The sequence below is a fragment of the Stenotrophomonas sp. NPDC047960 genome (assembly GCF_043204395.1).
Taxonomy (GTDB): Bacteria; Pseudomonadota; Gammaproteobacteria; order Xanthomonadales; family Xanthomonadaceae; genus Stenotrophomonas.
Genome location: NZ_JBIDBX010000005.1, coordinates 381,043 through 400,802, shown reverse-complemented (window position 1 = coordinate 400,802; position 19,760 = coordinate 381,043). Strand labels below are relative to the sequence as shown.

Here is a 19,760-nt window from a genome sequence, read left to right as displayed (position 1 = left end):
CGAAGATCCATGCGTCACCGTGCCGATACGCGCCATAGGCACCGGCCAACCAGACATTGGCATTACCGAAGCGGCGCGATCACCAGCGTATCGCCCTTGCATGCGTTCACGCCGTGATAGATCGCCCTACGGCCGTTACGAAACTGCAGACGCAGGTCGAAGCGGCAGCCGGCGTCGCCGAGGCGCACCGTGGTGCTTCCCCCGCCACCGTCCACGCTGTCGATCGGACGCTGCTCGAACGCACCGCTGCCGGCGGTGGCCACTTCCAGCGTGGTAATGCTGTCATGGGCGCGGTTGAGCAGCGTGAGGTACCGCGGCGCAGCGGCGTTCACAGTACTGGCAAGCAGCAGGCTGGACAGGACGGCAAGACGGATCGGGAACATGGCGGCATCTCCGCGGTTGGGATTCGCCGCCATCAGGCCGCGCGCGACCACCGGCGCGCCATCGATCCGGGACGAATCGTCGTCCCGGCAGGACCAATCGTAATGGGCACTCATGGCGCTTCTCCGTCCCCGCCCGCACGCCTAAGATGGCCGTGCCCCGCCGTGCCGGGCGTCCTGGATACCGGCCATGATGGTTCACCTTGGCAGTACGTCGATCAGCCTCTCACGCTACCTGCTGCTGTGGACGGCCGTGGCGCTGGTGTTTGCCGTGCAGCATTCGCTCAGCGATGGGCTGCACGGCAACAGCTGGCCGTTACTGGTGCACCTGCGCTGGGCGATGATCCAGTGGTACACCTGGGCGGCACTGGCACCGCTGGTGTTCCGCCTGGCCGAGCGCTACCCGATGGATCCCCAACGCCGCCTGCTCGGCCTGGGCCGGCAGGCACTGGCCAGCCTGGCGGTGACCTTCGGCGCGATGTCGATCGGCGCCGCGGCCTCCGCGCTGTTCGAACCCAGCGGCTTCATCGAACAGCTCGGGTATTTCCTCGCCCAGCATTTCGCCATCGGGCTGCTCACCTACTGGGCGCTGTTCGCGCTGCAGCAGGCACTGCACTTCCAGGCCGAAAAAGCGCGCCGCGACATGGACGCCAGCCGGCTCGCCACCGAACTGGCGCAATCGCGCCTGCTGGCGCTGAAATCCCAGCTGCAGCCGCATTTTCTGTTCAATACGCTGCACGCCATCATCACCCTGCTCGACGAGGACACGGTCTCGGCCGAGGACATGCTGCTGCGCCTGAGCGAGCTGCTGCGCGCCTTCCTGGAAGACTATGACGGCCAGGAGATCCCCCTGCGCCAGGAACTGGATCTGATCGAGCTGTACCTGGGCATCCAGCGGATCCGTTTCAAGGACCGGCTGACCACGCGCACCTATATTGCCCCGGACACCCTCGACTGCGCGGTGCCCAGCCTGCTGCTGCAGCCGCTGGTGGAAAACGCGGTGCGCCACGGCATCGGGCAGCGCGTGGGCAGTGACGTGATCGAGATCGAAACGCGGCGCGACGGCGATGTGCTGTGCATTGAAGTGCGCAACCGCAACAGCACGCTTGACGCCACGCCCGGCGCGCCCGCAGGCCATGGCATCGGCATGTCCAACACCAGGCTGCGCCTGAAGGAACTGTATGGCGACGCCGCCGACGTGCGGCTGGACATGATCTGGCCCGATGGCGTGGCCTGCCGCGTGCGGCTGCCCTTCCGGACGCTGGAAATGGAAGACGAAGCGCCGGAGTTCACGGCGGGAGTGGCGCCGGCATGACCCTCTCGGTACTGGTGGTGGACGACGAGCCGCTCGCGCGCCGCGCGATCGTGCGCCTGCTTGCCGACGACCCGGAGATCGAACTGCTGGGCGAATGTGGCGACGGCGTATCCGCGGTGAAGGCGATCCGCGAACACTCGCCGGACCTGGTCTTCCTGGACATCCAGATGCCGGCGATCACCGGACTGGATGTGGTGGCCACCATCGGTGCCGAGCGCATGCCGGCCACCGTGTTCGTTACGGCGTACGAGCAGTATGCAGTCAAGGCATTCGAAGCCAATGCGGTGGACTACCTGGTCAAGCCGTTCAGCCGCGAACGCTTCGCCGCCACCCTGCAGCGCGCCCGGCAACGCCTCTCGGCGGCGGCAGGCCCCAGCGTGCAGACGGCCACGCAGCTGCTGCAGGCACTTGACGCATTGCGCCAGCGCGATGAATACCTGCAACGGATCCCGGTCCGGGTCGACGAACACGTGGTGCTGGTCAATGTCGACGAAATCGTATGGATCAAGGCCGCGCGCAACATTGCCGAGATCCACCTGGCAGGACGCATGCACGAACACCGCGGCACCCTGTCCGCCCTCGCCGCGCGACTGGACCCGCGCCACTTCGCCCGCGTTCACCGCTCGGCCATCGTCAACATCCGGCGGGTCAAGGCGATCCACCCCTGGTTCAACGGCCACCACGTGGTCACCCTGGACACCGGCCAGCAGTTGCGCATGAGCCGCTACCAGAACGAGGCGTTCCTCAAGCTGGTGTCCACCCGGGAACTACCGTAGCGCGTGATCCCCCAGGAGAAGCAGCCACGCAGAGGGCGGCTCTACGCCGTCGGCGTGCGCTCGCCTTCGCGCAGGGTCAACACCTCCACACCGGTTTCAGTCACCAGCACCGTGTGCTCGGCCTGCGCCGACAGCTTCCCGTCACGGGTGGTCACGGTCCAGCCGTCCTCGCTCATGTCGATCGCGGCACGGCCCTGGTTGATCATCGGCTCAATGGTAAAGGTCATGCCCGGCTCCAGCTCCACACCGCTGCCGCGCTTGCCGTAATGCAGCACCTGTGGCTCTTCGTGCATCTCACGTCCTATACCGTGCCCGCAGAACTCGCGCACCACGCTGTAGCCGTGTGCCTTGGCATGCTGCTGGATGGCAAAGCCGACGTCGCCGAGCGTTGCCCCTGGCCGCACCACCGCAATGCCTTTCCACATGGCTTCGCGGGTCACCCGCACCAGACGCTTCGCCTGGAAATCGACCTCGCCGATCAGGTAGGTCTTGCTGGAATCGGCGATGAAACCATCCTTCTCCAGCGTGATGTCCAGGTTGACGATGCTGCCGCCGCGCAGAATCTCGTCTGCCGAGGGCACGCCATGGCAGACCACGTTGTCCACCGAGCTGTTGAGCACATGGGCAAACCCGTACTGGCCCTTGCTGGCCGGTCGCGCGTGCAGCGTATCGACGATGAAGCGCTCCACCCAGTCGTTCACCTGCAGCGTGCTCATGCCTTCCAGCCGCAGCCGGTCCAGCGCCTCGAATACCGACGCCAACAACCGTCCCGACGCCCGCATCAGCGCCTGCTCCTCCAGCGTCTTGATCACGCAACCGCTACCCGCAGGGCACCGGGGTCGACTCCCGCCGCGCGCAGTTCCCGGTTCACGATCTCCTGATAGCTCATGCCCGGGTTCATTTCGCAGAGCATGCCCACCTTGATCCAGAAGCCGGCCTGGGCGTTGATCGAGCGGCCGGACACGCCACTGGCGCGGCGCAGGTTGTCGTGCAGTTCGTCGTCGATGTTGACGATGCCCATGGGGTATCTCAGGTAGGGAATATACGCATCATATACAATGCGTATATGTCAGGTCCAGGCGGGGTCCGCGGTGAAATCAATGGTCAGCCAGAACTCGCCGCCGCGGGCATCCAGCCGTTCCGCGATGTCATCGCGCAGCGCATCGACGCTGCCGATGGTGCCGATCACCGTCTCCGGGTGGGTAAGAATGTGGATTTCCACGAAACGCATCCGGCCCATCTTGGCCACGTGGCTGGTGTAACCGAGATAGCCGTGCTCGGCCACGAACTGCGTCATCACCGCCTGCACGCGCGCGTCCAGCGTATCGGGTGCCACCTGCAGCACCTCGCGCATCGCTTTCCACGCACCGCGCAGCGGCACCGGCAGCACCGCCAGGCTGATGATCGCCAGCACCAGCGGGTCCAGGAATGGAATCCAATGCGCGTGGTCGCCGTCGTCCAGCAACAGCGCCAGCGCAAAGGCCAGCACCACTGCCAGGCTCATCATGCCGCTGAGCAGCCAGGCGCGTACGTCCAGCCACAGCAGCGGCGAGTTCAGCCGCGCGGCATGCACGCGGACGAACGCGGCCATGCCCAGGTTGCTCACGCACAACAGTGTCGCCCACATCAAGGCCGGCCCGGCACGGATCACGTGCCCGCCGGTGGTCAGCCCAATGATCGAATTGGCAAGCGCATAGATGCAGGCCAGCGCGAGGATCGCCCCGCCCAGCGCTTCCACCATCGGTTCCAGGTGCCAATAGCCATACTGGAAGCGTGGGCTGCCCTCGCGCCCCAGCAGGCGCAGCACGGCCAATGCCACCAGCGTGAGCGCCACATCGACCAGGCTGTATACCCCGTCGAACAGGATCGCCTGCGACCCGACGAGCAGGCCGCCGATGAAGCCGGTGGCGCTGACCGCCACCGTCACCCCGATCGAGAATTTAAGGATCCGCTGCTCGCGTGCTGTATCCATCGCCTGCCGAAGATCCTGGCTGACGCTCAGGTCTTCAGCACCTCCACCTTGTAACTCGGCACGTCGCCGTCACGGTCGATGATAAGCCCGTGAACGTCCGACTCGAAGCCCGGGAAGCGCGCATTCTGTTCCCGGGCAATGCGCAGCGACTGGATGATCGGCTCGTCCGGTGCACCGAAACGTTCACCCGGCATGATCGTGGGAATGCCCGGCGGATAGGGCACCAGCATGGTCCCGGCGATGCGCCCGCTGATCGCCTCGATATCAACCCGCTCGATCTGGCCGCGCACCAGGTGGTCGTAGGCCTCGGCCGGGGTCATCACCGGCTCGGGAAGATCCACGTACATTTCGCGCATCACCTGGGCCACGGCGAACTCGCGGTTGAACGCGTGCAGTGCCGTGCACAGGTCGCGCAGGCCCCACCCGGCGTAAGTGTCCGGATAGTCGGCGGCCAGCCCGGGCAGCGCGCGGGTCAGCGGCGCGTTACTGTCGAACAGCTCCTTGAACGCCATCAGCTCGGTGACCAGCGTGCTCCACTTGCCCTTGGTGATGCCCATCGAGAACAGGAACAACACCGAGTACAGGTTGGTCTTCTCCACTGTGATGCCGCGCGTCCACAGGAACTTGCTCAGCACGGCCGCCGGGATGCCGAGCACGCCCAGGTCGCCATCGATGGACAGCCCCGGGGTGAGCAGGGTCACCTTGATCGGGTCGATCAGCACATAGTCCTCGACCAGCCCGTCGAACCCGTGCCAGTGTGCATCGGGCTGCAGGTACCACTCCTCGCGCTTGGCCACCATCGGCGCGGGGGTATCGCCTTTGGCCAGCGAGCGTTCCAGCTTGTCCGGCTGCCACACGCTGAACCACCAGTCGTCGCGGCCCAGGTCTTCGCGCACGTGCAGCATCGCGCGGCGGAAGGCGATCGCCTCATCGTGCATTTCCTGCACCAGCGACTCGCCCGCCGCGCCTTCCATCATCTTGGACGCCACGTCGCAGGCCGCAATCACCCCGTAATGCGGGCTGGTGGTAGTGTGCATCATGAAGGCTTCGTTGAAGCGTTCAGCATCCAGCTCGCGGGTGGCGGCATTGCGCACGTGGATCATCGAGGCCTGCGAGAACGCGGCCAACAGCTTGTGGGTGGAATGGGTAGTGAAAATGATCGCATCCTGACCACGCGGCTTGCCCTTGGCCATGCCGTAATGGTTCTCATAGAATGGATGGAAGGCGGCGTAGGCGTACCAGGCCTCGTCGAAGTGAAGGAAGTCCACCGCACTGCCGATCTCATCGGCGATCTTCTCGGCGTTGTAGCACAGCCCGTCGTACGTGGAATTGGTCACCACCGCGATCCGTGGCTTGGAGCCGGCGCGGAACGCCTTGCTGGCCAGCGGGTTGGCGGCGATGGCCTGCTGCAGCGCCTCGGGGGTGAACTGGTCCAGGCTGATCGGCCCGATGATGCCGTGCGCATTACGGCTGGGGGTGAAGTACACGGGCACGCCGCCGGTCATGATCAGCGAATGCAGCAGCGATTTGTGGCAGTTGCGGTCAACGAACACCACATCGCCCCGCCCCACCGTGCCATGCCACACGATCTTGTTGGCGGTGGAGGTGCCGTTGGTGACGAAGAAGGTGTGGTCGGCGCCAAAGTTGCGCGCCGCCTCGTTCTCGGCTTCCTTGATCGGCCCGCTGTGGTCAAGCAGCGAGCCCAGCTCCGGAACGGAGATCGACAGGTCGCTGCGCAGCGTATTCTCACCGTAGAACTGGTGGAACGCGCGCCCGACGGGAGATTTGGTGAAGGCTACCCCGCCGGCGTGGCCAGGAGTGTGCCAGGAGTAATTGGAATCGGCAGTGTGGTGGATCAACGCCTTGAAGAACGGCGGCAGCAGCTGCTGCATGTAGTCTTCCGCCGCGCGCATCACCTGCCGTGAGATGAAACTCTTGGTGTCCTCGAACAGGAAGATGTAGCCGTGCACGTACTTGAGCAGCTTGCTCGGCACTTTCTCGATGGTGCGGCGCTCGCCATAGAGGAACACCGGCAGCCCGGCGCGGCGTGCACTCTGCTCACGCAGGAAGCCCAGCAGGCGCTGGAACTCACCGGGCTTGTCCTCGGTGCCGTCGATGGAGATCAGTACCGCCGAGGCAGCTACATACGTGCGCGCGCCGGCCTGGGCGTCGGCCAGGGTGAGCCCGCACAGCACGCGCTGCTCGTTGCCACGCAGTTCCTCGACCAGCGCGCGGATCAGGATGCCGCCGATGCGCGGGGACTCGTAGTCATCGTCGATGACGATGATCGGGTAATCCAGAGACTTGAAGTACACAGCATTTCTCCTGGGGGACGGTCACGAAAGCGTCGTGCGGGCGGCGTTGTCCAGCGGCGGCAGCTGGCCGCGCTGGCGGCGGCGCTCCTCGCTGAAGAACGGGTAGAACACCGTGATGAACAGCACGAACAGGAAGGCGTACTGCACGATGCTGCCGGACGAGCCGAAGATCGCCCACAGGCAGTACACGACCGTGATGCTGGTCAGGAACCAGAACGCGCCGGTATGCACCAGGGTGTGCGAGCGCTCGACCACGAAGTAGCAGGCCACGCAGGAGTAGATGTAGGGCAGCAGGGTCAGCACCACCGCTGCCGAGGTGATTACATCGAACTGCGCTGAAGCGGTTTCCGAGGTCGAGGTCAGCAGTACGGCCAGGGTCATCAGCACCGCCACGATCAGCACCCCCTTGACCGGCACGTCATCCTTGTTGGTCTTGCTGAAGATGCGGGGAAACAGTCCATCGTCGGAAGCTGCCTTGGCGCTCTGCGCGGTCAGCAGGATCCAGCCGCCCAGCGAACCGGCCGCGCCGACGAAGGCGCACAGGCTCACCAACGCACCGCCCCAGCCGCCCACTGCATTGGCCGCCGCCAGCGCGAACGGTGCATCGGAGACCTGCAGGTCGCCGTTCGGCACCATGCCCATGATCACCGAGGAGCTGGCGATATACGCCACCGCAGCCAGGAACACCCCGGCCAGGGTGGCGCGCGCCACGTTCTTCTCCGGGTTTTCGACCACGCCGGCGGTGACCGACGCCGACTCCACTCCGATGAAGGCCCACAGCGTCAATGCCGCCGCACTGGAGATCGCGCCGAAGTTGGATTCACCCGAGACGTTGTACGCACCCTTGAAGATGGCCGGGTCGAAGAAGAACCAGCCGAAGATCGCGATACCCAGGATCGGCACCAGTGCGAAACTGGTGGTCACCGTCTGCAGGCGGCTGACAAACGCCGGGCCGATCACGTTGGCGAAGCTCAACGCCCAGACCAGTGCCAGCACCGCGATGCAGCGCGGTATCGGCTGGGACAGGATCGGGAAAAAATAACTGAAATACCCGACCGCCGCGATCGGGATGGCCACGTTGCCGATCCAGTTGGCGAACCAGTAGATGGTGTTGGTCTGGAACCCCATGTAAGGCCCGAACCAGTCGCGCGCGTAGGCATACGGGCCGCCTGCCTTGGGCGCCAGCTTGCCCAGCTTGGCGAATACGAAGGCCAGCAGCAGTGCACCGGCGGTGGTGACCAGCCAGCCCCAGATCGAGGCCGTACCGATCTTGGCCAGGCTGGACGGCAGCAGGAACACGCCCGAACCCATCATGTTGCCGGCCACCAGGAAGGTGGCGCCGACAACCCCGATTTTTTTTGCTTGCGCCATGACCGTCTCTCCGCTACTTGATGAAGTTGTATTGCAGGCTGCCCTGCACCCGCACCGTGTCGGCGCGTTGCCCGCCCTGCTGTTCCAGTTGCCCGTACAGCACTTCCATGCCCATCGTCCACGACGGTGCCGGGCTCCAGATCAGGTTGAACACCCCGTATCGACTCTGGCGGAACGCATCTGCCGCAAGTGCGGCATTACGCGCCATCGTGAGCTGGCCGTAGATCAGGTTGGAGCGCCATAGCGGCGACCAGTAATGGGTGTAGCCCAAGAATCCCCCCTGCAGCGACAACGCATGCAGGCGTCCGTCCTGGCCGATCACCGCATCCAGGTCCGAACCGGTGAGGTCAGCGGTATAGCGGCTCAGGCCTTTGCCGCCGAGCGCGCCGAACAGCAGCAGGTCCTGTTCACCCACCGACGCCGAACCGCTGAGCTGGACGCCGCCGCCGAAGCGGCGGTCGTCGCGCTGGTCGCCGTCGTAGCCCAGGCTGCGCGCCACGCCGGCCAGCTGCAGGTGGCCCCAGTCGCGTTCCATGCGTGCAGTCACGGTCACATCCGGCAGGCGGTTCGCAGCCACGGTCGCATCGGTGGTGCCGGCCAGTTGTGCGTCGGGGTCTTCGGCCGCCACGGTCAGGGTGTTGCCCTTGCCCATTGCAAAACTGTGGTGGATGCCAGCCACCAGCAGATACCCGGCCGCGCCGGGACCGGCAAAGTCCAGCGTGTCGGGCAGGCTGTCGGCATCCATGAAGGTGGCGTAGCCATACCCGGCGTAGGTATTGCCCAACTGGCCATACGCGTGGCGCAGGCGGAACGTGTAGCCATCACTGCTGCCGAAGAAGTCGTTCTCCAGGTAGAAGCGCAGGTTGCCGCGGCTGGTCGGTCGGCGTGCCTCGAAGCTGAAGCGGGTCTGCTTGGCGTGCAGGTTGAAGTTGGACACATCGCGGTGAGCGCTGCCCACCGGAAGGGTGGACGTCACGAACTGGTCTTCGTCCCCGGCCGCACGTGTATCCAGGATCGCATCGAGCTTGGCATAGCCGCCGATGCGGATCAGCGTGTCGGTATTGGGAATGGCCAGGAACCCTTTCAGTTCCGGGTCGGTCGGGCCGGCGGCACTGTCCGGACGCGAGGCCGCCGATGATGGATCGGCCACCGAGTCGCGCGGGGGCAGGATCGCCTGTCCGGTGCCGGGCACCTGGGTGGTGGTCGTGTAGGGCAGCGTGGCCGACGGCGTCAGCGCTGCGGGCGCAACCGTGGTCACGTCGGGTCGCTGGACAGGCGGGTGGCCTTGGGCAGTTTCCAGTGCATCGAGGCGCTTTTCCATCGCCTCGAGCGTCTGCCGCAGGGTGCGGATGTCCTGGCGCAGGGCGTCGGCGGAATCCTGCGCGTTGACCGGCATCGCCGAACACGCCAGGACAAAGAACAGCAGCACGACAGAGCAACGCATCACGTCCTCCCTGAACTGCAGACGATACTGCCGCCGTCAGCCGCGCTCACGCGCAGCGCCGACAACGGCAACCCGGTACTGCTCCGCAGGAGAACGCCCACCACAGCTACCCCGGCGACCTGCTGCAGTCGCCGAACTGCCATCAGCAGTGCACCCGCGTGGGATTCCCTCCTCATCCCGGGTGACGCGCAGAAGCTGCGCGCGCCAGCGCCTTGAGTACCAAGCCGGAAGTGAGTGGGTCGTGAAGTCTGCGCGTCGGTACGATGACGCGGCCAGGATGCAGCAGGAAAACGCTTGGAAGTCATGCGCGCAGGGTGACTGCGCGCATGCGTCTGGACCTTGATTCAGATCAACGCGGGCCCATCACCCTTTCCATGTCCTCGCCCTGTGGCATGCCGGACACCCGCTGCACCAGGCCCTGCGCATCATGGAACAGGATGCCGGGCGTGCCTTGGAAGCCCAGCTCGACCATCAGCACCTGGTTGGCATCGAGCGTGTTGGCAAGCGCCGGGGTGATCGTCGCAGCTGGCTTGATGCCACCCTTGCTGAAGTCATGTTCGTTCTGCAGGAACACCGCACTCGGATTGGGCGCGCCCAGGATCGCGGCGGCCTTGGCTGGGCTGTCTTCGCGGATCACGCCCACCATGACGTGGCGCAGCTGCACCTTGCCGCTGTCCACCCACGGGCGCGCCGCTTCCCAGAAGCGATGGCAGTAGGGGCAGTTGGCGTCACTGAAGGTGTACACCACGCGCGGCGCATCGGCGCGACCATCGCGCACCCATGCGCTGCCATCCAGCCGCTTCCATATCCGGTCCGACATCGGCTTGGCGACCAGCTTGTCCAGCGGCGCGGCGCCGACATCCTCACCCTTCTCATTGAAGAGCGTGCCCACCATCACGTTTTTGCCGTCGGCCGTGACATAGGCCGCTGCCGGCTGCTGCCCGCCGACCACACCGGCAAAACCACGCAGGCCGCCGGGCGCGTCAAACTCACCCATGACCTCGAAGCCCTGCTTTTCGATGCCCTGCAGCACGACCGGCCGGTCGGCGATCTTCGCCGATTGGGCGGTCGTCTTCGGCGCGGTGGAACTCTGCTGGGCCTGGCTGCAGCCGGCTGCCGCCAGCAGCAAGGCAGCGGTCAGCACGGAGCCCAGCGCGGGCGAGGTCTTCAACAACATGGCAACTCCTGGGATGCACGCGAACGGCGAATGACCCACAGGGTAGACGCATCTGCCTGACCCTGCAGCCACCGCCTGGACGCTGCTCAGGCAGCAGGCCGCAGCGGTTCGCCCTGCGGCGGCGAAAGCGCACCGCGCGGGCGTTCGCGCCGCTGCGCGAAGATCTGCCGCCGGTAACGCGCCGGCGTCACCCCGACGATGCGCAGGAACAGTCGGCGGAATGCGCTCTGGTCGGAATAGCCGACCGCCCAGGACACTTCATCGACCGCACCGCCGGCCTGCAGCAGCAACTGCGCTTTGGCAATGCGAAGACGCTGGCAGTACGCAATCGGGCGCAGGCCGGTGGCCTTGAGGAACCGCCGCTGCAGCGTGCGCGGCTCCAGCCCGGCCGCATCGCAGATGTCCTGCAGGGTCACGCCACGCGCGGCAATGCCGTGCAGCCACCGCTGTGCCTTGAGGATGCCGCGGTCGCCATGGGCGAAGTTCGGACTGAACCGCTCCAGGTCTTCCTGCACGCCACGCGGAATGACCAGCTGCAGCTGCTGGATTGCTGCGCTCATCACGCTCTGCCCATAGATCCGAGCCAGCAGCCGGAGGCTGAGGTACTTCCACGCATCCGGGCCGGAGGCGGTGAGCAGGTCGCCGTCATCCACCAGCGCGCGCTCGCTTGGCTGCCAGCCCGGGACCACCGCCGCCAGCGACGGACACCGCGACAGATCGGGGACACTGACCGAGCGCCCTGTCATCACCCCTGCCGACGCCAGCAGCAACCCACCCTCTTCGCAGCCCGCCAGCAGGCTGCCGGCGTCATGGCAGTCGCGCAGCCAGGTCAACATGCGTTCATCGGCCTGCATCAACGGCCAGCTGGGCTCGTTTCCAGGCACCACGATGACGGCCGGCGGGGTGTCGCCAAACAGCTCGGCGCCGGCCACCCGCTGCATGCCATGCCCGCGGGGGGACAGCGTCCAGCGGGTCACCAGCATGCGCGCGCACGTGCGTTTTCCCGCGGCAGCAGTCCGATTGCAGCGCTGCGCGAGTTCGGACAGCACCGGCGCGGCGGCACGCAGGCTGCCCGGGTATTCGAGCACGGCCACTTCCATCAGGGTGGGTGACGTGGGCTTGTGGGTCGGCGATGAAGAGGGGGAAAGTGCTTCCATGGCGGCGCTCCTGGAACGGCTGCTGAAACCGCCAAACCCTGCTGGATCAAGGCCTGACGGCGATTCCAATGGAGCGTACGGAGCACCTCACACGGCAGCTATGAAACAAGTTGCAAATCCGGCCCGGTAACGACATTCCAGATCTCTGCGGCAAACCCTTGACTCTTGACCAGACTCCAGGGTTCACACTGGGCCCCTGCTCCCCCAAAGAGGTCGCCGTGAACATCGGACAACTTGCACGCCACGCTGGCGTGCCCATCGACACCGTGCGCTACTACGAGCGCCAGCACCTGCTGCCCACTGCCCAGCGCAGTGCCGGCGGCTATCGGGTGTTCACCGACGCCGACCTGACCCGCCTGCGCTTCATCCGCCGGGCCAAGGCGCTCGGCTTCACCCTGGAGGAAATCGGCGAGCTGCTCGCCCTGAGCGACCAGCGCGGCCAGGACATGGCCCAGGTGCGCGAGGCAGCAGTGCTCAAGCTGCAGGACATCGAGCAGCGCGTGGCCGAACTGCAGCGCATGCATGCGGCACTCGAACAGCTGGTGGATGCCTGCCCCGGCCACGGCGAACTGGAACAGTGCCCGATCCTGGGCGCACTGACGGAGCCGCGCCAATGACCGCATCCAAAGGCAGCTGCTGTTCCGCGCACGGCGGTGGCGTCGGCGCCACGGCTGGCAACACGGTCAAGGATCCGGTCTGCGGCATGGACGTCAACCCGGCCACTACCCCGCACCATGCCCGCCATGCCGACCGCGACTACCACTTCTGCAGCGACGGCTGCCGGCGGAAGTTCATTGCCGCGCCGCGGCGGTATCTGGACCCGGCCCCGCACGCCGCCGACCCCGTTCCAGCCGGCACGCTGTACACCTGCCCGATGGATCCGGAGATCGTGCAGGAAGGCCCCGGTACCTGCCCCATCTGTGGCATGGCACTGGAGCCCATGATGCCCCGCCTGGACGAGGGCGAGAACCCGGAACTGACCGACTTCCGCCGGCGTTTCTGGTGGAGCCTGCCACTGAGCATCGCCACGATGGCGCTGGCGATGCTGGCCATGACCCCGCTGCTGCATGGGGTGCCACCGGTCGTGCGGGTGTGGATCGAGCTGGTGCTCGCCACGCCGGTAGTGCTGTGGGCGGGGTGGCCGTTCGTGCAGCGCTGGGCGCAGTCCATCCGCAACCGCAGCCCGAACATGTGGACTCTGATCGGCACCGGTGTGCTGGCCGCGTATGGCTACAGCGTGGTGGCGACGGTCGCACCCGGGCTGTTCCCGCCGTCATTCCAGCAGCACGGCCACGTCGGGGTGTACTTCGAAGCGGCGGCGGTGATCATCTCGCTCACCCTGCTCGGCCAGTTGATGGAACTGCGTGCCCGTGCCCAGACCTCGGCGGCGATCAAGTCACTGCTGGGGCTGGCGCCGAAAACCGCGCGGGTACTGCGCGATGGCGGCCACGAGGAAGACGTCGCCACCACGGCACTGCAGCCCGGCGACCGCGTGCGGGTGCGGCCCGGTGAAACGGTCCCGGTGGATGGCAGCGTGCTGGAGGGTCGCTCCACGGTGGACGAGTCCATGCTGACCGGCGAAGCGGTCCCGGTCGCCAAGGCCGTGGGCGACGCTGTCATCGGCGCCACCCTCAACGGGACCGGCAGCCTGCTGATCCGCGCCGAGCGACTGGGCGAAGACAGCATGCTGGCGCAGATCGTGCAGCTGGTGGCGCAGGCGCAGCGCTCACGTGCCCCGATGCAGCGGATGGCCGACAAGGTCGCCTACTGGTTCGTATTGGCGGTGCTTGGCGTGGCGGTGCTGACCTTCTTCGGCTGGGGCCTGTTCGGACCGGAACCCTCGTGGACCCATGCGGTGCTCAGCGCGGTGGCCGTGTTGATCATCGCCTGCCCCTGCGCGCTGGGCCTGGCCACGCCGATGACGATCATGGTCGCCACCGGACGCGCGGCGCAGCACGGTGTGCTGTTCCGCGACGCCGAGGCCATTGAGGCGCTGCGCGCGGTGGATACGCTGGTCGTGGACAAGACCGGCACGCTGACCGAAGGCCGGCCCGCGTTCCGCAGTGTGCAGGCGATGCCCGGATACGTGGCCGAGGACGTGCTGCACTGGGCGGCCAGCCTGGACCAGGGCAGCGAACACCCGCTGGCGGCGGCGATCGTCGCCGAAGCGCGCCGTCAAGGCCGCCCTCTCGCGGCGGTGGAGGACTTCGATTCGCTCACCGGCCTGGGCGTACGCGGCACGATTGAAGGCAAGGCGCTGCTGCTCGGCAACGCGGCATTGATGAGCGACCACGGCATCTCCCTGCAGCCCCTGCACGCCGATGCGGAACGGCTGCGCCAGGCGGCAGCCAGCGTGATGTTCCTGGCTGTCGACGGCGCGCTGGCGGGGCTGATCGCCGTGGCCGATCCGATCAAGGCCTCCACCGCCGAAGCCATCGCACAGCTGCGCCGCGATGGGTTGCGCATCGTGATGGCCACCGGCGATGGCAAGGCCACCGCTGAAGCAGTAGCGCGCGAGCTGGGCCTGGACGAGGTACACGGTGAAATGCGCCCTGCGGACAAGGCCGAACTGATCCGCAGGCTGCAGGCGCAGGGCCGCACGGTGGCGATGGCCGGCGATGGCATCAACGATGCGCCTGCCTTGGCGAGCGCCAACGTCGGCATCGCGATGGGCAATGGCACGGACGTGGCGATGTCCAGCGCGCAGGTGACGCTGGTCAAGGGCGACCTGCGCGGAATACTGCGCGCACGCCAGCTGTCTTCCGCGAGCGTGCGCAACATGCGGCAGAACCTGGGCTTTGCGTTCCTCTACAACGGCCTGGGCATTCCGGTAGCAGCCGGTGTGCTGTATCCGCTGGGCATCACGATGTCGCCGATGCTGGCGGCAGTGGCGATGAGCCTGAGTTCGGTGTCGGTGATCAGCAACGCCCTGCGTCTTCGTCACCAACGATTGCCCACGTCCTGACAGTTTTTTCTTGCCATTCGAAAACAGCATCGCTATGATCTCGCTCCTCACGACGTGGGGCCATAGCTCAGCTGGGAGAGCGCCTGCATGGCATGCAGGAGGTCGGCGGTTCGATCCCGCCTGGCTCCACCACTCCGATCATTAGGCCGATCGGAAGGTAGTGAACACAATTTGGAGTTTTTCGTGCGTCCCCATCGTCTAGAGGCCTAGGACATCACCCTTTCACGGTGGCGACCGGGGTTCGAATCCCCGTGGGGACGCCAGTTACAAAACAAAAAGCCCTGACTTCGGTCGGGGCTTTTTGTTTTTGTGCTTCATCAGGTCGAAAGCAGGGCAGCGTTTCAATTGCTGCGAGCCGGGAGGCGTGCGCGGAAGGTAGGGTCGATTCCCGAACGACCGCACGTACCGCACCAACATCCGGTAACGCGTGTGTGATCGACGCCGGCCTTTGATCTTCCATGGCCACCGGCCCCACGCAGTGAACCGCGCAGACAAAGGCTCTGGCTCTTGCTGTAAGAAAAACGCACAAAAACACTTGGCGAATCGTCTTCACACGCGTAGAATTCCGCCTCCAGCATCGTGGGGCCATAGCTCAGCTGGGAGAGCGCCTGCATGGCATGCAGGAGGTCGGCGGTTCGATCCCGCCTGGCTCCACCACTCCGGACCTTAGGCCGTTCGGAGGTGTTGGAAACATTGATGAGTTCATGCGTCCCCATCGTCTAGAGGCCTAGGACATCACCCTTTCACGGTGGCGACCGGGGTTCGAATCCCCGTGGGGACGCCACTCATCAACCGGTGTAACGACCAACGGTCGTCACCTACCGGTAGCATCCGACCGTTGGTCGGAGGGCGGTATTCAACAAAAGCTGGCCATTCAGGCAAATCTACGCTATGATGGTCGGCTTGCAGCAGCAACGTGGGGCCATAGCTCAGCTGGGAGAGCGCCTGCATGGCATGCAGGAGGTCGGCGGTTCGATCCCGCCTGGCTCCACCACTTCTCCGGACATAGGCCGTCCGACAGAAGCAGAATTCAAAGTTTCGTGCGTCCCCATCGTCTAGAGGCCTAGGACATCACCCTTTCACGGTGGCGACCGGGGTTCGAATCCCCGTGGGGACGCCAATGAAACGCAGAAGACCCCGGCAATGCCGGGGTTTTTTGTATCCGCCGAAAAAGTGTTTCCATTTCCCGGAAAACACCGATATGATAGCGGGCTCGCAGCATCATCGTGGGGCCATAGCTCAGCTGGGAGAGCGCCTGCATGGCATGCAGGAGGTCGGCGGTTCGATCCCGCCTGGCTCCACCAACATCCGGTCATTAGGCCGATCGGATGGATGCGGCATTAAAATTCAGGTTTTCGTGCGTCCCCATCGTCTAGAGGCCTAGGACATCACCCTTTCACGGTGGCGACCGGGGTTCGAATCCCCGTGGGGACGCCAATACAACGCAGAAAGCCCCGGCCATGCCGGGGCTTTTTGTTTGGTAGCGTATCAACCCCCGATTGATATCTCTCCCGGTCCAGGTCCATGTGCTATTCCGCCCAGATCCGCGCCGACTACACCAAGCTGGTTCGTGAGTTCGGCGCCACCCTGTCGCTGGACGAGTTCGCCCAACTCTATGCGCATGACGCCGGCAAGCAGCGCCCCAGGACGCCCAAGGCCATGGACGACGGCTTTGCCGGTGCGCGCACCGCGCAGGGCCAGGACATCGTGGCAAAGATCCAGCAATGGCACGCCGAAGAAATTCAGGCGCTGGACGAAGAAATACGCGTCCAGGCCGCGCGCCTGAAGCAGGCCGAAGAAAGCCTGGCGCAGCGCCCCACCCAAAAGGCCCGCAATGACATCCGCATTGCCGGCAACCGCATTGACCGCGCCCAGGCACGCCTGGCCGACCTGCACCGCACCGGTCTGCTGCCGCGCGACAGTCGCATCTTCCCCGGCCTATACGCCCCGGTGATCGTGTCCGAACACGGCCAACGCGTGATCAAGCCGATGCGCTACCAGTGCCGCCTTCCCGACAAGCCCGCGCGCAGTGACGCGCTCTATCCCGGCACCTACAACGCGCGACGCGACAGCCTCGAGGCTTACTGGAAGAACGCATTCGGCCACCAGCACGGCGTGGTCGTGGTGCAGTCGTTCTACGAAAACGTCTCGCGCCATGCACTTGAACAGCGCCGCCTGGCCCCGGGCGAGAATCCACAGAACGTGGTGCTTGAGTTCCGCCCGCAGCCGCCCCGCGACCTGCTGATCGCCTGCCTGTGGTCGGAATGGGAGGGACCCGAAGGCCGGCTGCTCTCGTTCGCCGCCATCACCGACGCCCCCCCGCATGACGTGGCCGCCGCCGGCCATGACCGCTGCATCGTGCCGATCCGGCGCGAAAACCTGGATGCCTGGCTGAACCCGGATCCGCAGGACCTGGCCGCCCTTTACCGCATCCTGGACGACCGCGAGCCGGTCGAGCTCGCTTACGCCGAAGCGGCGTGACCCTGCAGGGCAGCGGTCAGCGCCTGGTTCAATTCAGCGGTCAGATAGGGCTTGGTCAGCACCCTGCCCGCGCGGAACGCTTCGGGCAGCTGGAAATTCGCCATGCCAGTGGCAACGACGAAGGGAATGCCGAGCGCGGTCAGGGTAGCGGCGACCGGGTCGCTGGTCTCGTGATTGGCGAGCCGGTAATCGAGCAGCACGATCTGCGGGGCAGCCTCCTCGATCAGGCGCAACGCCTCGGCCACCGACGACGCCGGGCCAAGCATCACCGCGCCCGCGTGCATCAGCTGCATCTCCAGCAGCGACGCGCTCATCGCGTCGTTTTCCACCACCAGTACCCGCAGACCCTGCAACGCGCTCATCACCGTTCCCTGTATGGTTCAGCGCAATGAGTATAGCGTCGCGGAAAAATGAAGGACCGGACCCGACTGAACGATTCAGACCTCCCCAATCGGATCCGGTTTGTATACACTACGCGGCCAGCCAGCCGAAGTGGCGGAATCGGTAGACGCAGCGGACTCAAAATCCGCCGCCCTTAAAAGCGTGTGGGTTCGAGTCCCACCTTCGGCACCACTGATGTATTAAAGCTGTACGGCTAGTGATAGCAAGGGTTTTGCCAAGTAGACTGAGCCACCTACTGAGCCACCGGCACCCTTGATGAACGACGGACCCACCTACCTGAAACAGCGTGCGGGGGTGTGGTACGTCCACATGAAAACCCCCGGCCATGCGCGCCATGAGTACGGGGACACGCGGAGCGTGTCTCTAAAGACCCGTGATCATGCCCAGGCGCTTCGCGCCCGGCACGCGGTGATTGCCCGGCTACAGGCCGAGCACGACAAAGCCAAAGCCACCCCTGCCCCATCTGCTGCAGAAGCCATTGCCCTGCAGGCCGAGGGCGTGCGCGCTGGCACAGTCCACCCCGACGACTATGAGGGCCAGGTCGAAACGTTCCTCCGGCGAGCGCCCAAAGACGCCGAAGGGGAACCCGTGCTCACCCCTTCAGAACTACGGCTGATCCGCCGGGCCAATTCCATTGCCGGTGGTGGTGTCCTGCTACTCGACGAGCTGGCCGCGCAGTGGCTTGCAGCGGAAGCAACCCGGGGCGTCAAGCGGGCCACTGTGGCAGAGCGTCGGGCGCACCTGAGGAAGCTACAGGACCACGCGGGAGCCGATGCGGTGGCCTCTGCACTGGACCGCAGGTGTGCCGTGGGTTTCGTGGAAGACGTGCTGAACCCCCTGCCCCCTCTCTCTGGAACGAAAGCAATTCATCCTCGCCACTGCCCGCCGCTTCTGTGACTGGCTGGAGGTGAAGGGACTGATTCCGTCCAACGCCTTCGACAAGGTCGGGCTCCTCCTGCGGGCTGACGACACCTCGCGCGAGGACCGCGAAGTCTGGACCGGTCCGCAGCTACATCGATTCCTGCAGGAAGTGGAAGGTGGTGATGCGCTATGGCCGCTGGTCGCCACGTGCGCGTATCTCGCCTGCCGACCGCAGGAGCTATGCAACGTGCGGACCGACGACATCGCAGACGGCACCCTTTCCATCCGCGTAAGTAAGACCGACGCGGGTAAGCGCCTCCTGCCAATCCCCGTCACGCTACAGCCGTTGATCACCTCACTGGTCCAGACCTCTACCGACGGATGGTTGATACCTGGGCTTGTGGTGACTGGGGCTGATGACGATCGTTACAAGCTGCTGGGCAAGCGGGCGCAGACTGTCCGCAAGGTCATTGGCGCGGGCGAGAGCCATCCTATCTACAGCCTGAGGCACACGGGAGTCACCCTCATGGCTGACGCCGGGATACCCAAAGAGCTGCGGCAACGCATCGTCGGCCATGTCGGCGACGGCGACGTGATAGACCGGAATTACGACAGGTCCCGCCGACTCGCAGCGATGACCGATGCCCTTTCCAAGATCACTTTCGGTGCCGATGTGGACGCATACGTCAGGTCCACCGGGGAGCGGTTCAAGGTGACCTCAAGAGTCCGTAAGAGGTCCTGAGGCGCTGCGCACAGCACTCCCACAGCATTGCCACAGGCTGCTCTACTGGCTGTTCACAGGCGAGCACTGCCACCGCGTGAGCGTGCCCGCGCACTGCAGTTAGATAGACCGCGCCAAGAGCATCAATCACGAAGCCGGAGCATCAACCACAAATGTGTCCGAAGCCGGGCACTGAGCTGCAAGCATCCAAGGCCGCAGCGCGTGCTGGGCCTGACACTTGCGACGAGGGGCCTTGAGGCCGACTGAGCCGGCACCGCGTATGGGGCCCGGCGAAACTCCGGGTTATGAGCCCGGCAGCCTGTTCCTCTAGCCTACGCCCGCAGAAACGCAAACGGCCCGCCGGTGAGGGCGAGCCGCCGAAATGGATGGAAAAGAAAAAGCCCCCGGGTTCGCCTGAGGTTC

17 protein-coding genes and 9 tRNA genes are annotated in these 19,760 nt (G+C 65.4%); 16 read left to right on the top strand and 10 right to left on the bottom strand.

The features are described from left to right. Nucleotides 1-62: 62 nt before the first annotated feature. A complete protein-coding gene (locus tag ACGFZ3_RS13605; RefSeq protein ID WP_392921938.1) occupies nt 63-497 on the bottom strand; it encodes a hypothetical protein in 435 nt (144 codons plus the stop codon). Nucleotides 498-570: 73 nt separating this feature from the next. Here ACGFZ3_RS13605 and ACGFZ3_RS13600 point away from each other — a divergent pair, with 73 nt between their 5' ends. Both ACGFZ3_RS13600 and ACGFZ3_RS13595 read left to right on the top strand, forming a co-directional pair. After that, nucleotides 571-1,695 carry a sensor histidine kinase gene (locus ACGFZ3_RS13600; RefSeq protein WP_392921935.1) on the top strand — a complete coding sequence of 375 codons (1,125 nt, stop codon included), beginning with the start codon at nt 571-573 and terminating at the stop codon, nt 1,693-1,695. Next, on the top strand, nt 1,692-2,471 hold the full coding sequence (locus tag ACGFZ3_RS13595; protein WP_392921932.1) for a LytR/AlgR family response regulator transcription factor: 780 nt from the start codon (nt 1,692-1,694) through the stop codon (nt 2,469-2,471). The genes ACGFZ3_RS13600 and ACGFZ3_RS13595 overlap by 4 nt, the downstream gene beginning before the upstream one ends. Before the next feature lie 41 nt (nt 2,472-2,512). On the opposite strand, the gene map is transcribed toward ACGFZ3_RS13595, so the two are convergent. The 8 genes from map to ACGFZ3_RS13555 all read right to left on the bottom strand — a co-directional run bounded on the left by map (nt 2,513) and on the right by ACGFZ3_RS13555 (nt 11,907). Next, nucleotides 2,513-3,283 carry a type I methionyl aminopeptidase gene (gene map / locus ACGFZ3_RS13590; RefSeq protein ID WP_392921929.1) on the bottom strand — a complete coding sequence of 257 codons (771 nt, stop codon included), beginning with the start codon at nt 3,281-3,283 and terminating at the stop codon, nt 2,513-2,515. Further along, nucleotides 3,280-3,492, bottom strand: coding sequence for a ParD-like family protein (locus ACGFZ3_RS13585; protein ID WP_068852612.1), 213 nt, complete (start codon nt 3,490-3,492; stop codon nt 3,280-3,282). The genes map and ACGFZ3_RS13585 overlap by 4 nt, the downstream gene beginning before the upstream one ends. 48 nt (nt 3,493-3,540) lie before the next feature. Continuing rightward, complete coding sequence (locus tag ACGFZ3_RS13580) at nt 3,541-4,443, bottom strand: cation diffusion facilitator family transporter (RefSeq protein ID WP_392921927.1); 903 nt, start codon at nt 4,441-4,443, stop codon at nt 3,541-3,543. A 26-nt stretch (nt 4,444-4,469) separates the two neighbouring features. Beyond that, nucleotides 4,470-6,758 carry an Orn/Lys/Arg decarboxylase N-terminal domain-containing protein gene (locus tag ACGFZ3_RS13575; protein ID WP_392921924.1) on the bottom strand — a complete coding sequence of 763 codons (2,289 nt, stop codon included), beginning with the start codon at nt 6,756-6,758 and terminating at the stop codon, nt 4,470-4,472. Nucleotides 6,759-6,779: 21 nt separating this feature from the next. Continuing rightward, a complete protein-coding gene (adiC, locus tag ACGFZ3_RS13570) occupies nt 6,780-8,129 on the bottom strand; it encodes an arginine/agmatine antiporter (RefSeq protein ID WP_392921922.1) in 1,350 nt (449 codons plus the stop codon). 13 nt (nt 8,130-8,142) lie between these two features. Further along, the gene (locus ACGFZ3_RS13565; protein WP_392922038.1) at nt 8,143-9,525 is read right to left on the bottom strand and encodes a DcaP family trimeric outer membrane transporter; all 1,383 of its coding nucleotides are present in this window, start codon (nt 9,523-9,525) and stop codon (nt 8,143-8,145) included. Nucleotides 9,526-9,922: 397 nt separating this feature from the next. After that, nucleotides 9,923-10,750, bottom strand: a complete 828-nt coding sequence (gene dsbG / locus ACGFZ3_RS13560) for a thiol:disulfide interchange protein DsbG (RefSeq protein ID WP_392921919.1) — start codon at nt 10,748-10,750, stop codon at nt 9,923-9,925. Between the two features lie 86 nt (nt 10,751-10,836). After that, nucleotides 10,837-11,907: a GlxA family transcriptional regulator gene (locus ACGFZ3_RS13555; protein WP_392921916.1), complete on the bottom strand. Its 1,071-nt coding sequence runs from the start codon at nt 11,905-11,907 to the stop codon at nt 10,837-10,839. Nucleotides 11,908-12,125: 218 nt separating this feature from the next. Here ACGFZ3_RS13555 and ACGFZ3_RS13550 point away from each other — a divergent pair, with 218 nt between their 5' ends. The 11 genes from ACGFZ3_RS13550 (at nt 12,126) to ACGFZ3_RS13500 (ending at nt 17,353) form a co-directional block, all read left to right on the top strand. Then, on the top strand, nt 12,126-12,524 hold the full coding sequence (locus ACGFZ3_RS13550; protein WP_392921913.1) for a heavy metal-responsive transcriptional regulator: 399 nt from the start codon (nt 12,126-12,128) through the stop codon (nt 12,522-12,524). Then, nucleotides 12,521-14,872, top strand: coding sequence for a heavy metal translocating P-type ATPase (locus tag ACGFZ3_RS13545; protein WP_392921910.1), 2,352 nt, complete (start codon nt 12,521-12,523; stop codon nt 14,870-14,872). The genes ACGFZ3_RS13550 and ACGFZ3_RS13545 overlap by 4 nt, the downstream gene beginning before the upstream one ends. A gap of 56 nt (nt 14,873-14,928) precedes the next feature. Beyond that, nucleotides 14,929-15,004: transfer RNA gene (locus tag ACGFZ3_RS13540), tRNA-Ala, on the top strand. A 55-nt stretch (nt 15,005-15,059) separates the two neighbouring features. Then, a tRNA-Glu gene (locus ACGFZ3_RS13535) sits at nt 15,060-15,135 on the top strand. 318 nt (nt 15,136-15,453) lie between these two features. After that, nucleotides 15,454-15,529: transfer RNA gene (locus tag ACGFZ3_RS13530), tRNA-Ala, on the top strand. 51 nt (nt 15,530-15,580) lie between these two features. Beyond that, a tRNA-Glu gene (locus ACGFZ3_RS13525) sits at nt 15,581-15,656 on the top strand. Between the two features lie 134 nt (nt 15,657-15,790). After that, a tRNA-Ala gene (locus tag ACGFZ3_RS13520) sits at nt 15,791-15,866 on the top strand. A 50-nt stretch (nt 15,867-15,916) separates the two neighbouring features. Then, nucleotides 15,917-15,992, top strand: a tRNA-Glu gene (locus ACGFZ3_RS13515). 108 nt (nt 15,993-16,100) lie between these two features. Further along, nucleotides 16,101-16,176, top strand: a tRNA-Ala gene (locus tag ACGFZ3_RS13510). Nucleotides 16,177-16,233: 57 nt separating this feature from the next. After that, nucleotides 16,234-16,309: transfer RNA gene (locus tag ACGFZ3_RS13505), tRNA-Glu, on the top strand. Between the two features lie 87 nt (nt 16,310-16,396). After that, the gene (locus ACGFZ3_RS13500) at nt 16,397-17,353 is read left to right on the top strand and encodes an SOS response-associated peptidase family protein (protein WP_392921907.1); all 957 of its coding nucleotides are present in this window, start codon (nt 16,397-16,399) and stop codon (nt 17,351-17,353) included. On the opposite strand, the gene ACGFZ3_RS13495 is transcribed toward ACGFZ3_RS13500, so the two are convergent. Further along, entirely contained in the window at nt 17,335-17,715 is a 381-nt protein-coding gene (locus tag ACGFZ3_RS13495; protein ID WP_392921904.1) for a response regulator, read from the bottom strand. The two genes, ACGFZ3_RS13500 and ACGFZ3_RS13495, sit on opposite strands and share 19 nt — an antisense overlap. Before the next feature lie 124 nt (nt 17,716-17,839). Between ACGFZ3_RS13495 and ACGFZ3_RS13490 the strand changes: the two genes are divergently transcribed. From ACGFZ3_RS13490 to ACGFZ3_RS13480, 3 genes are all read left to right on the top strand, one after another. Beyond that, a tRNA-Leu gene (locus tag ACGFZ3_RS13490) sits at nt 17,840-17,926 on the top strand. 84 nt (nt 17,927-18,010) lie between these two features. After that, nucleotides 18,011-18,652 (top strand): DUF6538 domain-containing protein, encoded by a 642-nt coding sequence (locus ACGFZ3_RS13485; RefSeq protein WP_392921901.1) that lies wholly within the window; start codon nt 18,011-18,013, stop codon nt 18,650-18,652. Between the two features lie 10 nt (nt 18,653-18,662). Then, on the top strand, nt 18,663-19,358 hold the full coding sequence (locus ACGFZ3_RS13480; RefSeq protein ID WP_392921899.1) for a hypothetical protein: 696 nt from the start codon (nt 18,663-18,665) through the stop codon (nt 19,356-19,358). The last annotated feature ends 402 nt before the right edge of the window (nt 19,359-19,760 follow it).

Excerpts from the sequence above, each read along its gene's own strand:
- ACGFZ3_RS13605 (WP_392921938.1), bottom strand. The coding sequence starts at position 497 with ATGAGTGCCCATTACGATTGGTCCTGCCGGGACGACGATTCGTCCCGG.
- ACGFZ3_RS13600 (WP_392921935.1), top strand. The coding sequence starts at position 571 with ATGATGGTTCACCTTGGCAGTACGTCGATCAGCCTCTCACGCTACCTG.
- ACGFZ3_RS13595 (WP_392921932.1), top strand. The coding sequence starts at position 1,692 with ATGACCCTCTCGGTACTGGTGGTGGACGACGAGCCGCTCGCGCGCCGC.
- ACGFZ3_RS13585 (WP_068852612.1), bottom strand. The coding sequence starts at position 3,492 with ATGGGCATCGTCAACATCGACGACGAACTGCACGACAACCTGCGCCGC.
- ACGFZ3_RS13580 (WP_392921927.1), bottom strand. The coding sequence starts at position 4,443 with ATGGATACAGCACGCGAGCAGCGGATCCTTAAATTCTCGATCGGGGTG.
- adiC (WP_392921922.1), bottom strand. The coding sequence starts at position 8,129 with ATGGCGCAAGCAAAAAAAATCGGGGTTGTCGGCGCCACCTTCCTGGTG.
- ACGFZ3_RS13565 (WP_392922038.1), bottom strand. The coding sequence starts at position 9,525 with ATGCCGGTCAACGCGCAGGATTCCGCCGACGCCCTGCGCCAGGACATC.
- dsbG (WP_392921919.1), bottom strand. The coding sequence starts at position 10,750 with ATGTTGTTGAAGACCTCGCCCGCGCTGGGCTCCGTGCTGACCGCTGCC.
- ACGFZ3_RS13555 (WP_392921916.1), bottom strand. The coding sequence starts at position 11,907 with ATGGAAGCACTTTCCCCCTCTTCATCGCCGACCCACAAGCCCACGTCA.
- ACGFZ3_RS13545 (WP_392921910.1), top strand. The coding sequence starts at position 12,521 with ATGACCGCATCCAAAGGCAGCTGCTGTTCCGCGCACGGCGGTGGCGTC.
- ACGFZ3_RS13500 (WP_392921907.1), top strand. The coding sequence starts at position 16,397 with ATGTGCTATTCCGCCCAGATCCGCGCCGACTACACCAAGCTGGTTCGT.
- ACGFZ3_RS13495 (WP_392921904.1), bottom strand. The coding sequence starts at position 17,715 with ATGAGCGCGTTGCAGGGTCTGCGGGTACTGGTGGTGGAAAACGACGCG.
- ACGFZ3_RS13485 (WP_392921901.1), top strand. The coding sequence starts at position 18,011 with ATGAACGACGGACCCACCTACCTGAAACAGCGTGCGGGGGTGTGGTAC.